Origin of the sequence: Escherichia sp. TW09308 (assembly GCF_000208565.1) — a bacterium.
In the GTDB taxonomy this organism is placed as follows: domain Bacteria; phylum Pseudomonadota; class Gammaproteobacteria; order Enterobacterales; family Enterobacteriaceae; genus Escherichia; species Escherichia marmotae.
This window is the reverse complement of the sequence record NZ_AEME01000001.1, coordinates 569,347-587,773: the sequence shown is the minus strand read 5'-3', so window position 1 is coordinate 587,773 and position 18,427 is coordinate 569,347. Positions and strand designations below refer to the sequence as shown.

At 44.7% G+C, this 18,427-nt stretch carries 20 protein-coding genes and 4 pseudogenes; 11 read left to right on the top strand and 13 right to left on the bottom strand.

Annotated features, from left to right (window positions below; genetic code table 11):
* Positions 1-107 precede the first annotated feature (107 nt).
* A complete protein-coding gene (gene melB, locus ESM_RS0103010) occupies positions 108-1,529 on the bottom strand; it encodes a melibiose:sodium transporter MelB (protein ID WP_000028086.1) in 1,422 nt (473 codons plus the stop codon).
* 92 nt (positions 1,530-1,621) lie between these two features.
* Entirely contained in the window at positions 1,622-2,977 is a 1,356-nt protein-coding gene (gene melA, locus ESM_RS0103005; RefSeq protein WP_000986613.1) for an alpha-galactosidase, read from the bottom strand.
* Between the two features lie 270 nt (positions 2,978-3,247).
* Here melA and melR point away from each other — a divergent pair, with 270 nt between their 5' ends.
* Both melR and ESM_RS0102990 read left to right on the top strand, forming a co-directional pair.
* Entirely contained in the window at positions 3,248-4,156 is a 909-nt protein-coding gene (gene melR, locus ESM_RS0103000) for a transcriptional regulator MelR (RefSeq protein WP_001090748.1), read from the top strand.
* Between the two features lie 444 nt (positions 4,157-4,600).
* On the top strand, positions 4,601-5,206 hold the full coding sequence (locus ESM_RS0102990; RefSeq protein ID WP_000356379.1) for a tail fiber assembly protein: 606 nt from the start codon (positions 4,601-4,603) through the stop codon (positions 5,204-5,206).
* On the opposite strand, the gene ESM_RS0102985 is transcribed toward ESM_RS0102990, so the two are convergent.
* Together ESM_RS0102985 and ESM_RS1000000126165 are read right to left on the bottom strand one after the other, a co-directional pair.
* A complete protein-coding gene (locus ESM_RS0102985) occupies positions 5,175-5,372 on the bottom strand; it encodes a hypothetical protein (RefSeq protein ID WP_059221482.1) in 198 nt (65 codons plus the stop codon). The genes ESM_RS0102990 and ESM_RS0102985 overlap by 32 nt on opposite strands.
* Complete coding sequence (locus ESM_RS1000000126165; protein WP_237708209.1) at positions 5,359-5,706, bottom strand: hypothetical protein; 348 nt, start codon at positions 5,704-5,706, stop codon at positions 5,359-5,361. Before ESM_RS1000000126165 ends, ESM_RS0102985 begins: the two co-directional genes overlap by 14 nt.
* On the opposite strand from ESM_RS1000000126165, the pseudogene ESM_RS01000000123910 reads away from it, so the two are divergent.
* From ESM_RS01000000123910 to cspB, 3 genes and pseudogenes are all read left to right on the top strand, one after another.
* Positions 5,689-6,339, top strand: a pseudogene (locus tag ESM_RS01000000123910) (helix-turn-helix transcriptional regulator); the annotation flags it as partial. The gene ESM_RS1000000126165 and the pseudogene ESM_RS01000000123910 sit on opposite strands and share 18 nt — an antisense overlap.
* 216 nt (positions 6,340-6,555) lie before the next feature.
* Positions 6,556-6,879: pseudogene (locus tag ESM_RS1000000128275) on the top strand (antitermination protein Q); the annotation flags it as partial.
* Between the two features lie 372 nt (positions 6,880-7,251).
* Complete coding sequence (cspB, locus tag ESM_RS0102980; protein WP_000066486.1) at positions 7,252-7,467, top strand: cold shock-like protein CspB; 216 nt, start codon at positions 7,252-7,254, stop codon at positions 7,465-7,467.
* Positions 7,468-7,746: 279 nt separating this feature from the next.
* On the opposite strand, the gene ynfU is transcribed toward cspB, so the two are convergent.
* Positions 7,747-7,917, bottom strand: coding sequence for a putative zinc-binding protein YnfU (ynfU, locus tag ESM_RS1000000128985; RefSeq protein ID WP_001405948.1), 171 nt, complete (start codon positions 7,915-7,917; stop codon positions 7,747-7,749).
* Positions 7,918-8,677: 760 nt separating this feature from the next.
* Between ynfU and ESM_RS01000000123905 the strand changes: the two are divergent.
* Both ESM_RS01000000123905 and ESM_RS0102970 read left to right on the top strand, forming a co-directional pair.
* Positions 8,678-8,984 (top strand): annotated as a pseudogene (locus tag ESM_RS01000000123905) (terminase small subunit); the annotation flags it as partial.
* A 184-nt stretch (positions 8,985-9,168) separates the two neighbouring features.
* On the top strand, positions 9,169-10,278 hold the full coding sequence (locus tag ESM_RS0102970; protein ID WP_000413047.1) for an alkene reductase: 1,110 nt from the start codon (positions 9,169-9,171) through the stop codon (positions 10,276-10,278).
* Here the strand turns inward: ESM_RS0102970 and ESM_RS0102965 are convergent, their stop codons facing one another.
* On the bottom strand, positions 10,279-11,190 hold the full coding sequence (locus tag ESM_RS0102965; protein WP_001254781.1) for a LysR family transcriptional regulator: 912 nt from the start codon (positions 11,188-11,190) through the stop codon (positions 10,279-10,281).
* Between the two features lie 228 nt (positions 11,191-11,418).
* On the opposite strand from ESM_RS0102965, the gene ESM_RS0102960 reads away from it, so the two are divergent.
* Complete coding sequence (locus tag ESM_RS0102960; protein ID WP_000092982.1) at positions 11,419-11,745, top strand: EthD family reductase; 327 nt, start codon at positions 11,419-11,421, stop codon at positions 11,743-11,745.
* A gap of 112 nt (positions 11,746-11,857) precedes the next feature.
* On the opposite strand, the gene ESM_RS0102955 is transcribed toward ESM_RS0102960, so the two are convergent.
* The gene (locus tag ESM_RS0102955) at positions 11,858-12,574 is read right to left on the bottom strand and encodes a YebC/PmpR family DNA-binding transcriptional regulator (protein WP_000532916.1); all 717 of its coding nucleotides are present in this window, start codon (positions 12,572-12,574) and stop codon (positions 11,858-11,860) included.
* A 274-nt stretch (positions 12,575-12,848) separates the two neighbouring features.
* A complete protein-coding gene (locus tag ESM_RS01000000123900) occupies positions 12,849-13,178 on the bottom strand; it encodes a YkgJ family cysteine cluster protein (RefSeq protein WP_010376212.1) in 330 nt (109 codons plus the stop codon).
* 52 nt (positions 13,179-13,230) lie between these two features.
* Here ESM_RS01000000123900 and ESM_RS1000000129605 point away from each other — a divergent pair.
* From ESM_RS1000000129605 to ymgF, 3 genes and pseudogenes are all read left to right on the top strand, one after another.
* Positions 13,231-13,316 (top strand): annotated as a pseudogene (locus tag ESM_RS1000000129605) (capsid protein); the annotation flags it as partial.
* A gap of 672 nt (positions 13,317-13,988) precedes the next feature.
* Positions 13,989-15,512: an EAL domain-containing protein gene (locus tag ESM_RS0102950; RefSeq protein ID WP_001246517.1), complete on the top strand. Its 1,524-nt coding sequence runs from the start codon at positions 13,989-13,991 to the stop codon at positions 15,510-15,512.
* A 170-nt stretch (positions 15,513-15,682) separates the two neighbouring features.
* Positions 15,683-15,901 carry a cell division-associated protein YmgF gene (gene ymgF / locus ESM_RS0102945; RefSeq protein WP_001065870.1) on the top strand — a complete coding sequence of 73 codons (219 nt, stop codon included), beginning with the start codon at positions 15,683-15,685 and terminating at the stop codon, positions 15,899-15,901.
* 307 nt (positions 15,902-16,208) lie between these two features.
* Here ymgF and ESM_RS0102940 read toward each other — a convergent pair whose 3' ends face one another.
* From ESM_RS0102940 to minD, 5 genes are all read right to left on the bottom strand, one after another.
* A complete protein-coding gene (locus ESM_RS0102940; protein ID WP_000979974.1) occupies positions 16,209-16,544 on the bottom strand; it encodes a YmgD family protein in 336 nt (111 codons plus the stop codon).
* 3 nt (positions 16,545-16,547) lie between these two features.
* Complete coding sequence (locus ESM_RS0102935; protein WP_000726984.1) at positions 16,548-16,892, bottom strand: YMGG-like glycine zipper-containing protein; 345 nt, start codon at positions 16,890-16,892, stop codon at positions 16,548-16,550.
* Positions 16,893-16,908: 16 nt separating this feature from the next.
* Positions 16,909-17,046, bottom strand: coding sequence for a hypothetical protein (locus tag ESM_RS1000000129600; protein ID WP_228988174.1), 138 nt, complete (start codon positions 17,044-17,046; stop codon positions 16,909-16,911).
* 296 nt (positions 17,047-17,342) lie between these two features.
* Positions 17,343-17,609 carry a cell division topological specificity factor MinE gene (minE, locus tag ESM_RS0102930; protein ID WP_001185664.1) on the bottom strand — a complete coding sequence of 89 codons (267 nt, stop codon included), beginning with the start codon at positions 17,607-17,609 and terminating at the stop codon, positions 17,343-17,345.
* A 3-nt stretch (positions 17,610-17,612) separates the two neighbouring features.
* A complete protein-coding gene (gene minD, locus ESM_RS0102925) occupies positions 17,613-18,425 on the bottom strand; it encodes a septum site-determining protein MinD (protein WP_000101053.1) in 813 nt (270 codons plus the stop codon).
* Positions 18,426-18,427: the final 2 nt, after the last annotated feature.

Genomic DNA, 18,427 nt, shown 5'->3' with positions numbered 1-18,427 from the left:
GCCCACAAAATGTGCAAATTCAATCAATTACATTTCTTATTGTAGGCCTGATAAGACGCGCCAGCGTCGCATCAGGCAATGTTTTCATTCGCTATTGCCAACGTCCGTCAGGCTTTCACATCGCTCACTGCACCGACCGGAATATCAGCATGAACAGGTACGGGGGGCACTTTACGATATTTATCCAGCAGATGGATCTGGATCCTGCGCAGCGTGTCGCCATTGAGGCGATAGAAACGGAAGTAGAGAATCAGCGTGACCATGAAGAACAGAGCAGGTAGAGCAATCATAATAAACTGCATACCTAATATGGCTTGCGTAGACTGTTCAACATTCGGGACATAGCCAATCATCCCCAACACAACTGCAATGAAAAAAGCCGCAAATGCCGAACCGCCCTTCACCACCATCGTCTGCACGGAATAAGCAATGCTCTCACAGCGGATGTGCAATTTATATTCACCGTAGTCAACGGTATCTGCCACCATGATGACCTGTAATACCCAGAACAGCGCCGTCCCCACATTCAGCAAAATACCGGCTATCACAATAAGAGCGACGTTGTGATAGCCCACTAATGCCATCAACAGAAGAACACCACAGCTTAATACCGGAAGAATAGAGGCTCCGGCCCATAAAATACGTCGGGATAATGATTTAACTAAACGCGGGAAGAACACTAACGTCACCAGGTTAGCTGCTCCCGCATACGACAGGTAATAGGGAAACAGATCCGCATCACCGATAACATACGAGAAATAATAGATAGCAAAGCCGGTGATAATGTTGCTGGCAATATTATAAGCAAGAGCCATTCCCAACAGGCAGGAAAGCTGATCGTTTTTATAAATAAGCGCAATGATGGCTTTTAGTGTCAGGTGTTTTTCTCCGACAGACGATTGATTATCTGACGAAAAGACTTCATGCACATTACGCAGAGTGATGATGGTCGACACAATAAAAAACGCAATCAGCACCAGTGTGAACATCTGAAAGCCAAATCCCCGATCGCCGCCGCCGACATAATTAACAAATGGCAGCGTCACGCCCGCCGTAACAAAACCCGCCAGACTGGCAAAAAAGCGCGGATAAGGAACCAGTTGTTCTCGCTCACGTTTATCGAGGGTTATGGTTGGAACCAGTGACCAGAAGGGAATATCCATGATGGTGTAAGTCATGCCCCAAAGAATGTAGGTCACGCAAACAAAGACAATCTGAGTAGTACCTTCAAACAGATGCGCGCTAAAGAGAAGAAATAAGATTACAGAGTTAGCCAACGTACCGATCAGGATCCAGGGCTTAAACTTACCCCATCGCGATCGCGTAGCATTTACAATCCACCCCATAATCGGATCGTTAATAGCATCCCAGATCCTCGCCACCAGAAACAAAGTACCAATCAAACCAACCGACAGCCCGACAACATCGGTGTAGTAATACATCAGGTACATATACACAATGCCGATCGCAAAATCCTTCCCGAACGCTCCAAATCCATAACTGAGTTTTGTCGTCATTGAAATGCTCATAGGGTATCGGGTCGCTGTTACCAACGCCCGCCTTCTGTTATTGGTATCGTCAGAGGTGTGCGCCGGAAGACATACCCCGGCGCAGTAGCGTATTAGCGGTGCAACCAGCCGGGTAGCCAGTTGCCGTGGGCGGTAATCAGGTCGTCAACAAGAGCATAAATTTCGTCAATGCTCAGCACAGCGGCGGTGTGCGGATCCATCATCGCAGCGTGGTAAACACGGTCACGATTTTCCGTGAGAATCGCTTCCGTCAGCAGCGTTTGTACGTTGATATTGGTTTGCATCAGTGCTGCCAGATGCGAAGGTAGCGTACCGACTTTAGTCGGCTGAATGCCATTAGCATCAACCAGACAGGCGACTTCCACGCAACATCCTTGCGGCAGGTTATCAATCAGGCCATCGTTACGAACGTTGCCATAAATCACACTCGGTTCACCGGTCCAGATAGCGTTCATGATTGTGCTGGCATATTCCCGCGACGGTTTAATATCAATCCGGGACGCATTCTTATACTCCTCCAGCTCTTTATGCCAGTTCGCCAGTTGCTCAACGCAGCGTTTCGGGTACTCATCCAGCGGCACTTTATAACGTTCAATCAAATCCTCACGGCCTGGCTTAATAAACCACGGCGTATATTCAGCAAAGTGTTCTGATGATTCCGTGACGAAGTAGCCCAGCTTTTTGAACATTTCATAGCGCACAATATTCTGGCAGCGGGGATTACCATGAATATTCGGCTTCGGTGCCTGGCCCGCATCATAGGCTGCCAGCAGTTCCGGATAGAGATTCACGTAACTGCCGTCTGCGGTTTTGCGCTCCAGCTCCAGGTAGAACGCCATATGGTTGATACCTGCACAACGATAACGCAGTGTAGCGGGATCGATATTGAGATCGCGCGCCAGTTCTTCCGCCGTTCCCTGCACCGAATGGCACAACCCTACCTGTTTGATATGCGGATAGCGGGCATACATTGCCCAGGTATTCATCGCCATCGGGTTAACGTAGTTCAGCATGGTGGCGTCGGGGCACACTTCCGTCATGTCCTCACAAATCTGCCACAGATGCGGAATGGTACGCAGCGCGCGCATAATGCCGCCCGGCCCCAACGTGTCGGCAATAGTTTGTTCCAGACCGTGACGCTTACAAACCTCAAAATCGGTGACCGTACAGGGTTCATAACCGCCAATCTGAAATGCCACCACCACGAAATCAGCATCCTGTAAGGCTTCTTTCTGTTGGGTATGACAGGTAATTTTGCCGCTGGCTCCTGCTGAATCCATCAGCTTACGCACCACAATGTGCGACTCTTCCAGGCGGGTGGGATCGATATCCATCAGGGCAATATGCGCCGTTTTCAGCGCCTCGCGATGAAACACATCACCAAGAATATTTTTAACGAAAATCGTCGAACCAGCGCCGATAAAAGTAATTTTGGGTGCAGACATCATTCAGGTCTCCTGGCTTGCTTGAATGATTTCATCATGGCAGGCGATTTCGCAGAAAACCTCCGGCTTCCCCGTTGAGCATTCCCAAAAACTCAGATCCTGGGTTGCTTAGCAGTAAATCTGAGTTTTCGGGAATAAATTGCCTAAAAAACAGAGTAATTAGCCCTTATAAAGCCCTGTCCATTCCTCTCTCTTTACGTTTTGTGTCGTCATTCGCAGTCACCCCTGCCAACTTCTGCCATGATTCTGATAATCCAGGAAAGAGGGTTATCGATGAATACAGACACATTTATGTGCAGCAGTGATGAAAAGCAGAGCCGCAGCCCGCTGTCGCTATACTCGGAATATCAGCGGATGGAAATTGAATTTCGCGCGCCGCATGTCATGACCTCCAGCCACTGGCATGGTCAGGTTGAGGTAAATGTGCCTTTCGATGGCGATGTGGAATACCTGATCAACAATGAACACGTAAGTATCAATCAAGGCCATATCACGCTGTTCTGGGCCTGTACGCCGCACCAGCTAACCGATACCGGAACCTGCAAGAGCATGGCAATTTTTAATCTGCCAATGCATTTGTTTCTCTCCTGGCCACTGGATAAAGACCTTATAAACCATGTGACTCACGGCATGGTGATTAAATCACTGGTGGCACAGCAACTTAGTCCGTTTGAAGTACGCCGCTGGCAGCAGGAGTTGAACAACCCAAACGAGCAAATCCGCCAGCTCGCCATTGATGAAATTGGCCTGATGCTCAAGCGATTTAGCCTCTCCGGCTGGGAGCCTATTCTGGTCAATAAAACTTCGCGCACGCACAAAAATAGCGTCTCGCGCCATGCGCAGTTTTATGTCAGCCAGATGCTGGGCTTTATTGCGGATAACTATGATCAGGCGCTGACCATCAACGATGTGGCCGAGCACGTCAAACTTAATGCCAATTATGCAATGGGGATATTTCAGCGGGTCATGCAGTTGACGATGAAACAGTACATTACTGCGATGCGCATCAACCACGTTCGCGCATTACTGAGCGATACCGATAAAAGTATTCTCGATATTGCACTGACGGCAGGCTTTCGTTCGAGTAGTCGTTTTTACAGCACGTTCGGCAAATATGTCGGCATGTCGCCGCAACAATACCGAAAACTTAGCCAACAACGCCGCCAGATGCTTCCCGGCTAAAAACGATATCAGTATCAGCCAAAAAAATAATTTAGCTGTCGATAATAAACATTGAAAATCAATTAAAAATTAATTTAAACTTTTGTTTATAATATAAAAATTTTAAAAGCGCTTATTTTTCAATCACTTTACAGCCTCTGGAAGAGGGATTGATACTAACCGTAGCTTGCTTTCGTCACAGGGAGATACCATTCGGAATATAACAGGATTTATAAATGAAGTTAAAGGCACCATTGATACAGCAACTTTCAGGTTACAGACTGGTACTGGTGCTTTTGCCTTAGCATCTCAAACTACGCGAAATATCTATAATAACCTCGGCACATATGAAACAAAAAATACCCCTTACACAGGATTCAGTTTTGATGCATCCAGGGTTGTACCAACAGCATCAGAGAATCGCCCTCGAAACATTGCATTTAACTATATCGTGAGAGCAGCATAATGGATAAAGCAATATTAAATAGTGAGCTTATTGCTACAAAGTCGGGGGATATTACCGTTTATAACTATGATAGTGAGACGCAGGAATATATTTCAGCTTCAACTGAATATCTTGCCATTGGTGTCGGTATTCCTGCATATTCCTGTTTAGATGCCCCTGGCACATATAAGGTGGGTTATGCTATATGTCGTTCTGCAAATTTTAACTCATGGGAATATGTGCCAGACCATCGCGGTGAAATCGTCTATAGCACCAAAACGGGAGAGTCAAAAGAAATCACAGCTCCGGGTGATTACCCTGAAAATACCACAACTATCGCCCCGTTAACACCATACGATAAATGGGATGGTGAGAAATGGGTGACCGATACTGAGGCACAGCATAGCGCCGCAGTAGACGCGGCAGAAGCACAGCGTCAGTCACTGATTGATGCTGCAATGGCTTCCATCAGTCTGATTCAGCTGAAATTACAGGCCGGACGGAAGCTGATGCAGGCAGAAACAACCCGGCTTAACGCCGTGCTGGATTACATTGACGCGGTGACGGCAACAGATACCAGCACCGCGCCTGATATTATTTGGCCTGCTTTCCTTGAGACTGATTAACCTCAATCAATATTGGTTCCCCTTTCTCATTAATTGTTAGCTCCATGCCCTGAGGAATTTCTGTCATAGTAAAAAACCAGTTGTCCTCCGGTAATTCAATAGCCCCGGTCACATCATGAAGACCGGGGATTACTTCAGTCAAAGTAACTGGATTAAACAGGCGCACAATAAACCCTCCAGGAAAAAGCATTTGATGATGGTCTGCCGTCGTACATCTGGCAGCGGGCATAAAAACCGGTATTTGTTACCTGATCATCCACGATCATTGAAACGTGAACATTATTAGGTGTGCTCTCGTAATCTGTTCTTATTCTTTCCGCGATACTGATAAAACGTGAAAGTTTAGGCAGTGCAATTGGGTAAACGACTTTAGCCAGTCCATTATCATTAGACCCACCCGTTCCAAAGACTTCTATTGCACCATCTGACCAGCGAATCCATGCACCATTGGCATTAGCTCCTCGCTGAATGATATATCTGGGACTGTTGATAATAATCAAATAATGTTATTTCCATGTGGACATGAGTTTTATATTGCGAATTATCCAGAAGCAGGTCTTTATCTTGCAGAAATGCTTTGCTTTCCCATTGAACTAATTGAAAAATTCAAAAATTTTTTTGCGGTAACTGATCAAACACGTAACAAAACAGGGTTCTGTTTACCTCAGAATCCTGAGTTAATATATTGTTGGGAGCAGCTAAAAATATCTATTTTTCGAGGTTTCTCAACTCAAATTCAGGAGCATTTATCAATGGCTGTTCTACTTTCGTTAGGAGTAAATCATGCTAATTATTTACTTTTATCAGATAGTAAACAATCACTGATAAGTCATTGTTATAACCTGCTGCTATCCGAACCAGGAGCAAAATGGACAGCAAACAAGGTTGCGAGATATCTCTACATTTCTGTTTCCACATTACATCGCCGTCTGGCAAACGAGGGGGTAAGTTTTCAAAGTATATTGGACGATGTGAGGTTAAATAATGCGTTGTCTGCTATACAAACGACTATAAAATCCATAAGCGAGATTGCCAGAGAAAATGGTTATAAGTGTCCTTCTCGTTTTACTGAAAGATTCCATAATCGTTTTAAGATAACACCAAGAGGGCTAAGAAAGGCTTCCAGAGAGTAAAAGTATTTTAACTGTATCGATGTTTTTGGGAAATCAAAACGGCATAATTACCCTATCGGAGCCTGAACAACTCCGGTGGCTTCTGCGCTAAACAGGGACGTTTATGCGCACATACAATTTTTTGTATCCAGCGTTTGACCTCTGTGGAGGTGAAGCGTAAACCTGAGCTGAAGTTATCCGAAATGCCAACGCTGCTCGGATATACCGTCAACCTGGTGGGAGAAGAAACTATGTCAGTATTGTCATGGCAAGGGAGAAGTCAGCACGGTGAGCAGAGGGTGTAAGGGTAAAGGTATTGCCCTGGATAAAAAAGAATCCGGCTTCATGGCGTGCCTGTTTATAAGATGTGCGGATGTTGCAATGGAAATTGGTTTAGTCGTTTACCGCCCCCCAGGTGCGATGTCATGTCCAGAAGCTGGTTCCAGACATGACGGATTATCAATGGGATAAAGGATATGCTGACGTTATTGATAAACTGGTTACAAAGTGCTGGCAGGAAGAAGCGTATGTGAGGTGCAGTTAAGGAAATTGACAATATAAATAATTTTCAGCGAAGATGGCGGCATGATGCTTGCTTTTTGCTTCAAAAAACATGGGTGAGATTTTCTCAACGATGGGCTTTGTATATCCGGTGTTGAGAAAAAGTAGAAAACCCGCTAATGAGAGTTTTTTGTGTTTTAAATTGGAGGGGGTGGCTGGATGTCTAAAATAAACATTGCTTCTATGTGTACAACTATGCGTTAATGATTGCGTCGGTTTGAAGAACAGACGATATACGAAGTAGTTTACTAAAGCAGTTCTCATTTCAGGTGTTATTCACTTATTCCTTCTTTGAGTCTCTCCAATTAAGTACGAAGTCGTTTCTGTTATACAAACCATTTATGCCGAAAGGCTCAAGTTAAGGAATGTAGAATGTCAAATAAAATGACTGGTTTAGTAAAATGGTTTAACGCTGATAAAGGTTTCGGCTTTATTTCTCCTGTTGATGGTAGTAAAGATGTGTTTGTGCATTTTTCTGCGATTCAGAATGATAATTATCGAACCTTATTTGAAGGTCAAAAGGTTACCTTCTCTGTAGAGAGTGGTGCTAAAGGTCCTGCGGCAGCAAATGTTATAATTACCGATTAAAATCCAGGACTCGACTGTATACGATAACGAAGATGGCTGATGCCTGAGTAGAGATGCAGATAGAGTAATGGATATAGAATCCCATTTTGTGGTGAAGTACAGGTTTGCTGTATGAATAGTTTAATAGCAGAAGCTAACTGCTGGCATAGTAAAACAAAGTGCGTAAGTGGGTGACTCCCACAAAAAGCACCACAATCTCAAACCCGCTCAGGCGGGTTTTTTCTTATCTGATTTAAATATATTATTAAAATATCAAAGCTCTTGATAAGTAATCAAAAATCAGGCAACAGCTTTAAGATTTGTTTGGAATACTTTGTTGCAATGAGGGCAGATTAAAAGGGCACCTTTTTGTACTCTGGAAAAACTGTGTTCTGATTCTTGGGTGCAGTTTGGGCAGGAGCATTTAACGAGATAATTACGGCGTGATTTTGAGTCTTTACGTTCTGACATAGGCTTTTCCTGTGTAAATGGTCGTATACAATACACTAAATAACAAAACATATCGCGCATTATTATTTAATACATGGGTTTTAACCCTATTATTTTAAATTTCTGTTTTTTAGTGTTGTTGTGAACAATGTTTGCTGTAAAAACTAACCCGTAGACTCCGATCTTTTCAAACATACTGCACTATTCGCGCACATCGGGGTGAGGATATGAAATCCATTGATAATAACAACTGGCGTCGCCTGTGGCACATCGGCCTGTAATGCTGGTTTCTGGGCATTGCCGGAACTCCGTCACATTTCAAGATTAAAGAAGAGAGGCGTAAGACTGCGAGAGATGAATGATGCCGCCATCATTACGCAAGACTGTTGCGGTTGCTATTACTTCCAAAAATCGTTATTTCCCTCAGAGTGAGGAGCAGAAAAAGAGAATATGAGACAGGAATGCTCCTCTTATAACTGGACTTGGTGACTAAAATTTTGCAGGCCCTTTCCGGCAATCCGGCAGACTACGGGGGGGGGAAGGCGCGCGGGTTTTCTCTATTTATGAAAATTTTCCGGTTTAAGGCGTTTCGTTCTTCTTCACAGTAACTTAATGTTTTTATTTAAAACACCGCCTAAAAAGAAAGAAAACGACAGTTACTGAAAATGGGCTTTTTGGCCTCTGCCGCTTCCTTCTCTGTTTTTTCCGTGGAATGAACAATGGAAGTCAACAAAAAGCAGTCGGCTGACATTTTTGGTGCGAATGTCCGTACTATTCAGAACTTACACGTGCGCAGACCGACGCACAGGAGCTGAAAATACCAGAGACTCTGCTGAAGTGGTGGAAACCGCATTTTGTACTTTTGTGCTTTCACGGATTGCAGGTGAAATTGCCAGTATTCTCGACGGAATACCCCTGTGGTGCAGCAGCATTTTCTTGAGCTGGATAACCGGCATATTGATTTCCTGAAACGGGACATCATCAAAGCCATGAACAAAGCAACCGCACTGGATGAACTGATACGGGGCCGAGTGAATATATCGACCGCTGTCTGGAAGACTGTTATGTGCCAGAAGCAGATGTACTGAGCCTTCATCAACTTTGCGGCAGGCTTTATCTCCACGTGGGACATCACCTAAAAACAAAAATATGACGGCTTAATACTGAGAGAACACTAAATGTAGAAATTATGTCTACTTAGTTCGGACCAGAGTGCTGTTTTTTTATTACGTCGTTGAGACCATCATACTTCCTCCAGTAAAGGAGATAAAAATGGAAAAATTATTTACCCCGTTTCAGGCCGGTGACACTAACTTGGCAAATCGCGTCGTTATGGCACCAATGACCCGCTCACGGGCAATTTCAGACGATACTCCAGATGAACTGACTGCAAAATATTATCAGCAGCGCGCATCTGCAGGGCTCATTATTACAGAAGGATCGCAAATCTCCGTCCAGGGACAGGGTTATCTTTTCACTCCCGGAATCTACAGCGATGCTCAGGTGCAGGGATGGGGAAAAGTTACAAAAGCGGTCCACGACGCTGGCGGAAAAATTTATATTCAACTTTGGCACGTCGGGCGAATTTCTCACACAAGTTTGCAGGTTAATGGACAGGCCCCCGTCAGTTCGGTGGCAGTTAAAGCCAATAATTCCACCTGCTACGCACGCGACGAAAACGGCAAACCCGGTCCGGTTCCGGTATCGGAACCCCGTGCGCTGTCGATCCCCGAGATTAAAGCCGTGGTGCAGGATTACGTTCAGGCCGCTAAAAATGCTATTCGGGCGGGCTTTGATGGTGTTGAGATCCACGCCGCCAATGGCTATCTGCTTGAGCAGTTTATTAATGGTGGGCTGAATACTCGCAAGGATGAGTACGGTGGCGCGGATACTGACAATCGCCTGCGCTTTGTTCTGGAAGTGACTGACGCAATCTCTACGGCCATCGGCTCAGGTAAAACGGGTATCCGCCTGGCTCCCTTCGGGCGTCTGTTTGACATGCGTCCTTTTGATGGCGAGGAAGAAACCTGGCTGATGCTTGCTGATAAACTCAGCGCCCGTTCTCTCTCGTATGTTCATCTGAGCGACCAGCAAACACTGGGAGAACAGGCCATCCCTGCCGGGTTTATTGAAAAATTTCGTGCAGCTTATTCCGGACCTTTGATTATTACCGGCGGCTTTGATAAGCAGCGTGCCGAAGCATATCTCCAGGAGGGGAAAGCTGACCTGATTGGTTTTGGTCGGCCTTACATTGCGAACCCGGATCTTGTGGAACGAATGGTTAATGACTGGCCGTTGAATGACGTTAACCGGGCAACGATGTACGGCGGAGATGAAAAAGGCTATACGGATTACCCCTTCTGGTCCGATAGCAGGGAATAATTAATCAAGCAGGCCGTCTTCCGCAGCCCTGACCAGGGTATCCACTACATAGCGGATTTTGGGCAGCAGTTGGCGGCTTTTTGGCCACAGCGCGCTGATAGGTATCTCTCCGCCGGAGTGTCCGGGCAGCACTTCCCGCAATTTACCCTCGTCGAGATATCTGCCCACCAACCAGAGGGGGAGTTGCGACAATCCCCCTCCCGCCAGGGTAGCAGCGAGCATCGCGTCACCATCGGCAAACTCATGGGTCGGCGGAGGGACAAAGCGGCTGATTTGACCATCCCCCTCTTTCAGCAACCACGAAACAGGCTGGTTACGGCGAAAGCCGACAACGCACTGATGGTGATTCAGGTCATCGATACTGACAGGCTCGCCGTGGTTGAACAGATAATCTGGAGAGGCGCAGATCACCAGCTTCTGGGTTGTCAGTCTTCTGGCAACCAGCCCACTGCTGTCTGACAGCTCACCAATGCGAACGACAAGATCGATCCCCTCATCAATCAGGTCAACGAACCGCTCGCTGAACGTAACGGTCAACGCCAGTTCGGGGTAGCGTCGGGTGATATCAAGCAGGATAGGAAGGATGCGCTGTCGTCCGAAGGCTGCAGGTAAATCTACCCGCAGGCGCCCGGAGGGCTGGCAGGTATGTGACGTCAGTTCCGCCTCAGCCTGCTCCAGGATATCTATTGCGCTCTGGCAACTGGCAAGAAAACGCTCGCCATCAGGCGTCAGGCTCAACCGACGGGTGGAACGTTGAAAAAGCTTCAACCCGAGGCGGTCTTCCAGACGACTGACGCTTTTTCCTATGGCAGACTTTGTCAGCCCCAGCTTTTCCGCTGCTGCCGTAAAACTTCCTTGCTGGGCTGTGGCGACAAAAGCCGTAATTCCCCCCAGATGATCTGTTCTTCTCATAATTGTCCGTGAGAGGTATTAGCCCTGTATACATAGATTTATTTTACAATAAATTGAAAACGATTTGTAGAATCTATGTCTACTCAGAGACGAGTGAAAGCGTGTTTATCGCACGAAGAAAAACAGCCATAGTCACCTTCTCTATTACGCTTCATCTAAATTGCAAGACGATGCCGGATTTCGCCGGCTAGTTTTACAAAAACATGAATTAATACAGAGGAGAATATGATGTCATCTGCTAACGGTTTCAAACATGTGGGCTTTCTTACCCGTAAAAAAGGACAGAGCTTCGACGATTTTGTTAAATACTGGGATGAGGTACATACAGCGATAGCGCTCAGACTCCCCGGCTTAAGAGGTTATGTACTCAACCCCATCGATCGGGAAAAATATCCCGATTCCCCCGTCGACGGTTTCTCCGAACTGTGGTTCGACTCACTTGAAGACGCTATCGCAGCATTCAATTCTCCCGTCGGTAAAGAAGCCTATGACGACGTGTCCAATTTTGTTGAACATGCTGCCATTACCTACATCACTGAAATCAGAAAGCGCTAATGCCTTAACATGCCGGGAGCGGTAGAGGTACTGGATTTAATGCGGAGTTTTTAGGTAAATCTAAGATAAGGTGAAGAAATCTGCCATAAAGGCAGATTTCTTAAATTCATAATTAGAGATTTGCAACGTTATGATATACTTTTTGAACATCATCATCATCTTCAAGGGCATCAACAAGTCCCTCAAAGATTTCTAAATCTTCTGGTGAAAGCTCAACTTCTGATTGAGCAATCATTTCTAATTCTGTTGTTGAGAACTCAGTAATTCCGGCTGCTTTTAGCGCTGCAATTCCTTTGTGAAGGTCTGTAGGCTCAGTATAAATAACGATATTTCCTTCTTCTTCGGTCACATCGCGAACATCAACTTCAGCATCAAGCAAAATTTCAAAAATATGGTCAGGATCTGTTCCTTTAAATACAATCACTCCAGTATTGTCAAACATATAGCTGACAGAACCTGCCGCTCCGATATTTCCGCCTTTTTTGTTGAAAATTGTGCGAACATTAGCAATCGTGCGGTTAACATTTGAAGTTAACGTTTCGGCGATAATCATTGAACCATTGGGGCCAAAACCTTCATAACGTCCTTGTACGAACGTTTCATCTCCGCCACCTTTAGCTTTATCAATTGCTTTATCAATGACGTGTTTTGGAACTTGTGCCTGCTTCGCACGCTCAATAACGAATTTTAAAGATGTATTTAATTCAGGGTCTGGTTCACCTTGTTTAGCTGCAGCATAGATTTCTACACCGAATTTTGCATATATTTTAGACGTTGCACCGTCTTTAGCCGTTTTTTTAGCAACAATATTGGCCCATTTACGTCCCACTGGAATGATCTCCTCGAAATTTATTTACATTACCGACAAGTTGATAACTTGTGTTTTTTCATCGTATTATATTATATCATAACATGAAAAAATTCGTCTATGGGAATATAAAATATTCTATTTTCACGCAAGGATATTTAATTTTAACGATGTTAATTATTGTCGATGCGTTATTTTATGATTTCATTTTTCATTGTTAATAATTAAACCGCAACAATAATGTCGCGGTATGGTTGATTTTGACACCTGAATGCCTTATTAAGGATGCGCGGTTTTAAATTGGCGGTAGCCCATATTTAGCTCGGGCGCGATTACATGCCTCATTAATTTCTCCATGTTCGCCAGACATGGCGAATTCTCTACATGTGGATGAGCGATTCTTGTATATTGTGCAGCAGGCGTTTTTTCCAGGCGTTCCAGCCAGGGCAACACAGCGTGGATTCTTCTGGTTAGTACCGCGCATACATCGGTGGTAAGGGGATATCTGCTCAGTCAGATGAGCCGGTATGGTGCCGCCTGCATCATCAGCTTCGGCCCAGTAAAAAGAGACGCGGAAAAATGCACAACAGGCACCACACGTCATGCATGGATTCGGATTGCTCATAATTCACCAGTACTACTATTTAAATATCACAACGAAACCGCAGACACGTCATATGAAAGCACGTGCCTGCGGCAGGCTGGCGAACTTTCTATAGTGCGAGTATTGAATGATTACCAGCCGTTATCAATTTTACATATCTATTTAGATATGACCAGACAAGTTGAATGCAAACTGGAAGAGTTAATCTTTACAATTTGTAACGTGGTGGTTTGTGAAAAGTGAACGTCTTATGTAACCAGAGTCTGTATTATATTGTCCCTATAGTCCGACTTGCTAAATATAGCGATTAGTGATTTCTTTTTAATTCTAATTGGTTAGGTAAGTTCATCAGAAAAAGTTATTTTTCTTGTTTTAACGTGTAAGGCTTATATTACTGCTATCCGTGTTTCACATTCATTCTAGTGATTTTGCTGTATGTATTGGTGCTGATTTGGGATGTGGCTATTGAGTGACATGGTCTGGCATCTCCATCTTATGATCTGGAGCCGCCGCTATCGAAGAAAAGACGCGGGGGCACGTACTGGAAAATTAACACCCACCTTACCAGCGAGGCCCCATCGACGTTGTGCCAGTTCATCATATCCTTACTTATTGATAGCTTATGTATAAAAGTGAAGGGGGCACAGAGAACTTTGCCTGACCAATATTCTTGTTCCGTTTTGTTGTCCAATGCTTTTTCTCTGCTTTAAGTTACGGCATAGAGGGCAAAATTTCATCAAGAGTATGGATATTTCTGGTTCTCTCTACCATGCTCTTTGTAGACGCCAGATTGAGCGAATGAACACAAAATAATGGCCCCGGGACACGCAAATGCGCAATACACTTATCCCCATCCTCGTTGCGGTGTGCTTGTTTCTTACTGGTGTGTCTATTTTGAATTTTCAGCTCTGGTATTCCGCAAAAGCAGAGAGCCTGGCGGGGGCGAGGTACGCCGCTAACAACATTAATCATATTCTTGAGGAAGCGTCACAGGCGACTCGAACGGCAATGAAAATTGCCGGGAAGAGGTGCGATCTGGATGAACAATACCAACTAGGTACAGAGGCTGCGCTGAAACCACATCTGCGGACGATCATCATTCTCAAACAAGGTGCAGTCTGGTGTACATCGCTACCAGGTAATCGGGTTCTGCTATCCCGTATTCCTGTTATATCTGACAACAATTTGCTATTGGCTCCGGCGATCGACACCGTAAATAGATTACCCATCCTCCTTTATCAGATTCAATTCGCTGATACGCGTATCCTGGTGACAATTAGTGACCAGCATATCCGCGGGGCGCTCAATGTGCCGTTGAAGGGGGTGAAATATACTTTGCGCGTGGGGAATAGCATTATTGGACCGTCAGGAGATGTGACAACTCTCAATGGCAGCCATCAATTTTCTGGACGGGTAAATTCCACAGAATATCATTTCAGTATTATCTATAACCAACCGCCGCTATTTAATTTCACCAGACTTATCGATAAAGGTTTGGGTATTTTGATATTCAGCCTGTTAATCTCCTGTTCTGCTGCTTTTTTGCTTGATAAATATTTTAACAAGAGTGACACACCTGAAGAGATCCTGCGTAGAGCAATAAGCAATGGTGAAATTGTACCTTTTTACCAACCCGTGGTTAATGGCCGGGAAGGGACGTTACGCGGCGTAGAAGTACTTGCCAGGTGGAAACATCCTCGCGGAGGATATATTTCACCCGCAGCATTTATTCCACTTGCTGAAAAATCAGGGTTGATAGTTCCGCTCACCCAAAGTCTGATGAACCAGGTCGCCACACAAATGAACGCGATCGCAAGTAAACTGCCGGAAGGTTTCCATGTAGGGATTAATTTTAGCGCCTCACATATTATTTCGCCTACGTTTGTTGAAGAGTGTCTGAAATACCGGGACAGCTTCACGCGCCATGATTTGAATCTCGTTCTTGAGGTTACTGAGCGTGAAGCTTTGCATGTTGATGAAAACCTTGTCCAGCGACTAAATATTCTGCATGAAAATGGCTTTGTCATTGCGCTGGATGATTTTGGTACGGGGTACTCGGGACTTTCTTATCTCCATGATCTGCACATCGATTATATTAAGATTGATCACAGTTTCGTTGGTCGGGTCAACGCAGATCCAGATTCCACCCGAATTCTGGACTGTGTGCTGGATCTGGCGCGCAAACTTTCTATCAGTATTGTTGCCGAAGGTGTCGAAACGAAGGAGCAACTCGATTACCTGAACAAAAATAATATCACGTTTCAGCAGGGGTATTATTTCTATAAACCGGTGACGTATATTGAGTTAGTCAAAATTATTCTCTCAAAACCGAGGGTGAAGGTGGTTGTTGAGTAAATATGTACTAATTCACGTAGCATGATGATGCCTGGCTAAAAAATGATCGAAAAGACTCTGTGGTGGTGCAATTGTAGACAGATAATTAGCTCGTTGCGTCTTGTTACTATTGTTCATTATTTTGTTTGCTATAATTATCTGAAATTGTTTTCAGGATCGCCGTCAGTAGCATGAACAATAGTAATAGCCTGGATTATTTCACTTTGTATATCATCTTCTCCATCGCGTTTATGCTGATCACCATTCTGGTGATCCTGGTCGCCAAACCCAGCATCTGGCTGGGAGAAGTGCTGGTTACCATAAATTTAATCAATGCACTTGTTTGGTTGGTGATCAATTTGCTTAACCGATTAAGAGAAAAGTTTGTAAGTCAAAGGGATCAACATTAATCTTTTTCATTATATTTTGATAATCTGGACTTATAGGATATTTGATCAGGCGTGTTTATAAGTCCAATCATTGAATAATTAATCATTAAAATTGAAAAACTATCCGGGTTTAATTTGAGGAATTGCTTTGGCGGTGAGTAACGCGTATACGAATATGATTGCAGGGAAATAGTTTTTGTGAAGAATAAAAAACTAAATCAATAAAATCACCAAAATAAATAATCAGTGCTTCAGTATTGTCTGTAAGTCTGTTCACCCGCTAAAAATACACCGCGTCGAATCAATCGGCGCGGTGCTACATTATCGATTATTTTTTACCGATGGCACGCATGGTGTCATCAATTGCGGTAATTAACAGCATTTGCGGATCTTTGGCACAAACCTGATTCAGTTTTTCTACCACTTTGGCACTCAGTTCCGGTGATTGCTCAATCTTTAAATCACGGCTGGTAACGCTGGCGTTACCCATTACCGCAACGATATCTGCAACCTGTGCGCTGTCAGTTTTTGCCATTTCGTTGGCTTCTGCGCAGGTAATATAGGTTTCTGCTGGCAAACCATTCTTAATATTATAGTCCTGAGCCCAGGTCATTGGTGCGAAGACGAACAGTCCCGCCAGTAAAGCAAATTTTTTCATCATCATTCCTTATTTCATTTTACCCAGAATTGCACCACCCGTACCGCCAATTACGGCACCTTTAATTGCGCCTTCAAGACCATTGCCGGTCAGAACGCCAGTGACCGCGCCAACGGCGGCACCCACTTTTGCGCCTTTACGGGCATTTTTACCATCGTGGCCTTTTTCTGTTACTGCACCAACGCCAGCGCCCACAGCAGCACCTTTCAGTACGCCATTAACACCATTGCCAGTCAGTAAACCAACGCCTGCGCCTAACAGTGCACCTTTCGTGGTGCGATTCATATCCGCCATCGCTGGCGCGGAGCAGAGCAATGCTGAGATAAGCCCTAAGGCGAGTATTTTTTTCTTCAACTTAGATGTCCGGTATTTAGTAAGTTGCACACACAATAATTTCGTCTTCAATTAAGAACAGCTTAACTAAAGAACGCTCTCTATTATTCAGATAATTCAAAATGAGCGCGGTTTGTATAATAAGAATTATGGTTTTTGCTTGAATGGGAATAATCTTAAATAATAATTAACTCATTGATTTGAAATGTTTATTCAAGAAATGTCATCAAATGTTAACGTGGTATTGTAAAGGTAAGGTGATCTGAAATATCAATATTATTGTGTAATTTATATGTGAACAATATTTATCAGAAAACGTAATGTAAGTGATTATTTTCTGGCGGCAGTAATGTGAATCTGTTTGGCGGGGAAGGGGGTAGCCAGGCAGAGAAAAACTTAAATCGGATGTAATCTGACAGATACCTGTATAAATCACCGGTAACTGTCAGATCAGGTCTGAGCTAATACGGCTTATTTCAGCTCTTCTGCTTCCGGCAAGGTCACGTTAAGCTCAAGGATGGAAATATCACCATCTTTTTGCTCAAGCTGAACAGTCACCATCTCGGGATCGATTTGTACGTATTTACAAATGACATCAAGAATATCTTTACGCAACTGCGGCAGATAGTGCGGTTCTGCATCGCTGCGCCGGCGTTCAGCAACAATAATTTGCAACCGTTCTTTTGCAATATTGGCCGTGTTTTTCTTCCGTGAGAGAAAGAAATCGAGTAATGCCATAACTTATCCTCCGAACAAGCGTTTGAGGAAACCTTTCTTCTCTTCTTCAATGAAGCGGAAAGGGCGTTCTTCTCCCAACAGACGTTCTACGGTATCAGCATAGGCTTTACCCGCATCGGCGTTGATATCGAGAATAACCGGTTCCCCCTGGTTAGAGGCGCGCAATACTGATTGATCCTCTGGGATCACGCCGACGAGCTTGATGCGCAGGATCTCCAGTACGTCTTCCATGCTCAACATGTCGCCTCTGTTAACGCGGCCTGGGTTATAGCGCGTTAATAGCAGGTGCTCTTTAATCGGTTCTTCACCGTTTTCTGCTCGACGGGATTTCGACGCCAGAATACCTAAAATACGGTCTGAGTCACGAACTGATGAGACTTCCGGGTTCGTGGTTATAATAGCTTCATCTGCGAAATAGAGCGCCATTAATGCACCGGTTTCAATACCCGCCGGTGAGTCACAAACAATAAACTCAAAATCCATTGCTTTTAGGTCATCAAGAACTTTGGCGACCCCTTCGCGGGTAAGGGCGTCTTTATCGCGAGTTTGTGATGCCGGAAGAATATAGAGGTTTTCAGTACGCTTATCTTTAATTAAAGCCTGATTTAGCGTTGCATCGCCCTGAATGACGTTGACGAAATCGTAAACGACCCGGCGCTCGCAACCCATAATCAGGTCGAGATTACGCAAGCCGATATCAAAATCTATCACGACAGTTTTCTTTCCCTTCTGGGCCAAACCAGTGGCGATGGCCGCGCTGGAGGTTGTCTTTCCAACGCCCCCTTTCCCCGAAGTAACAACAATAATGCGTGCCATAA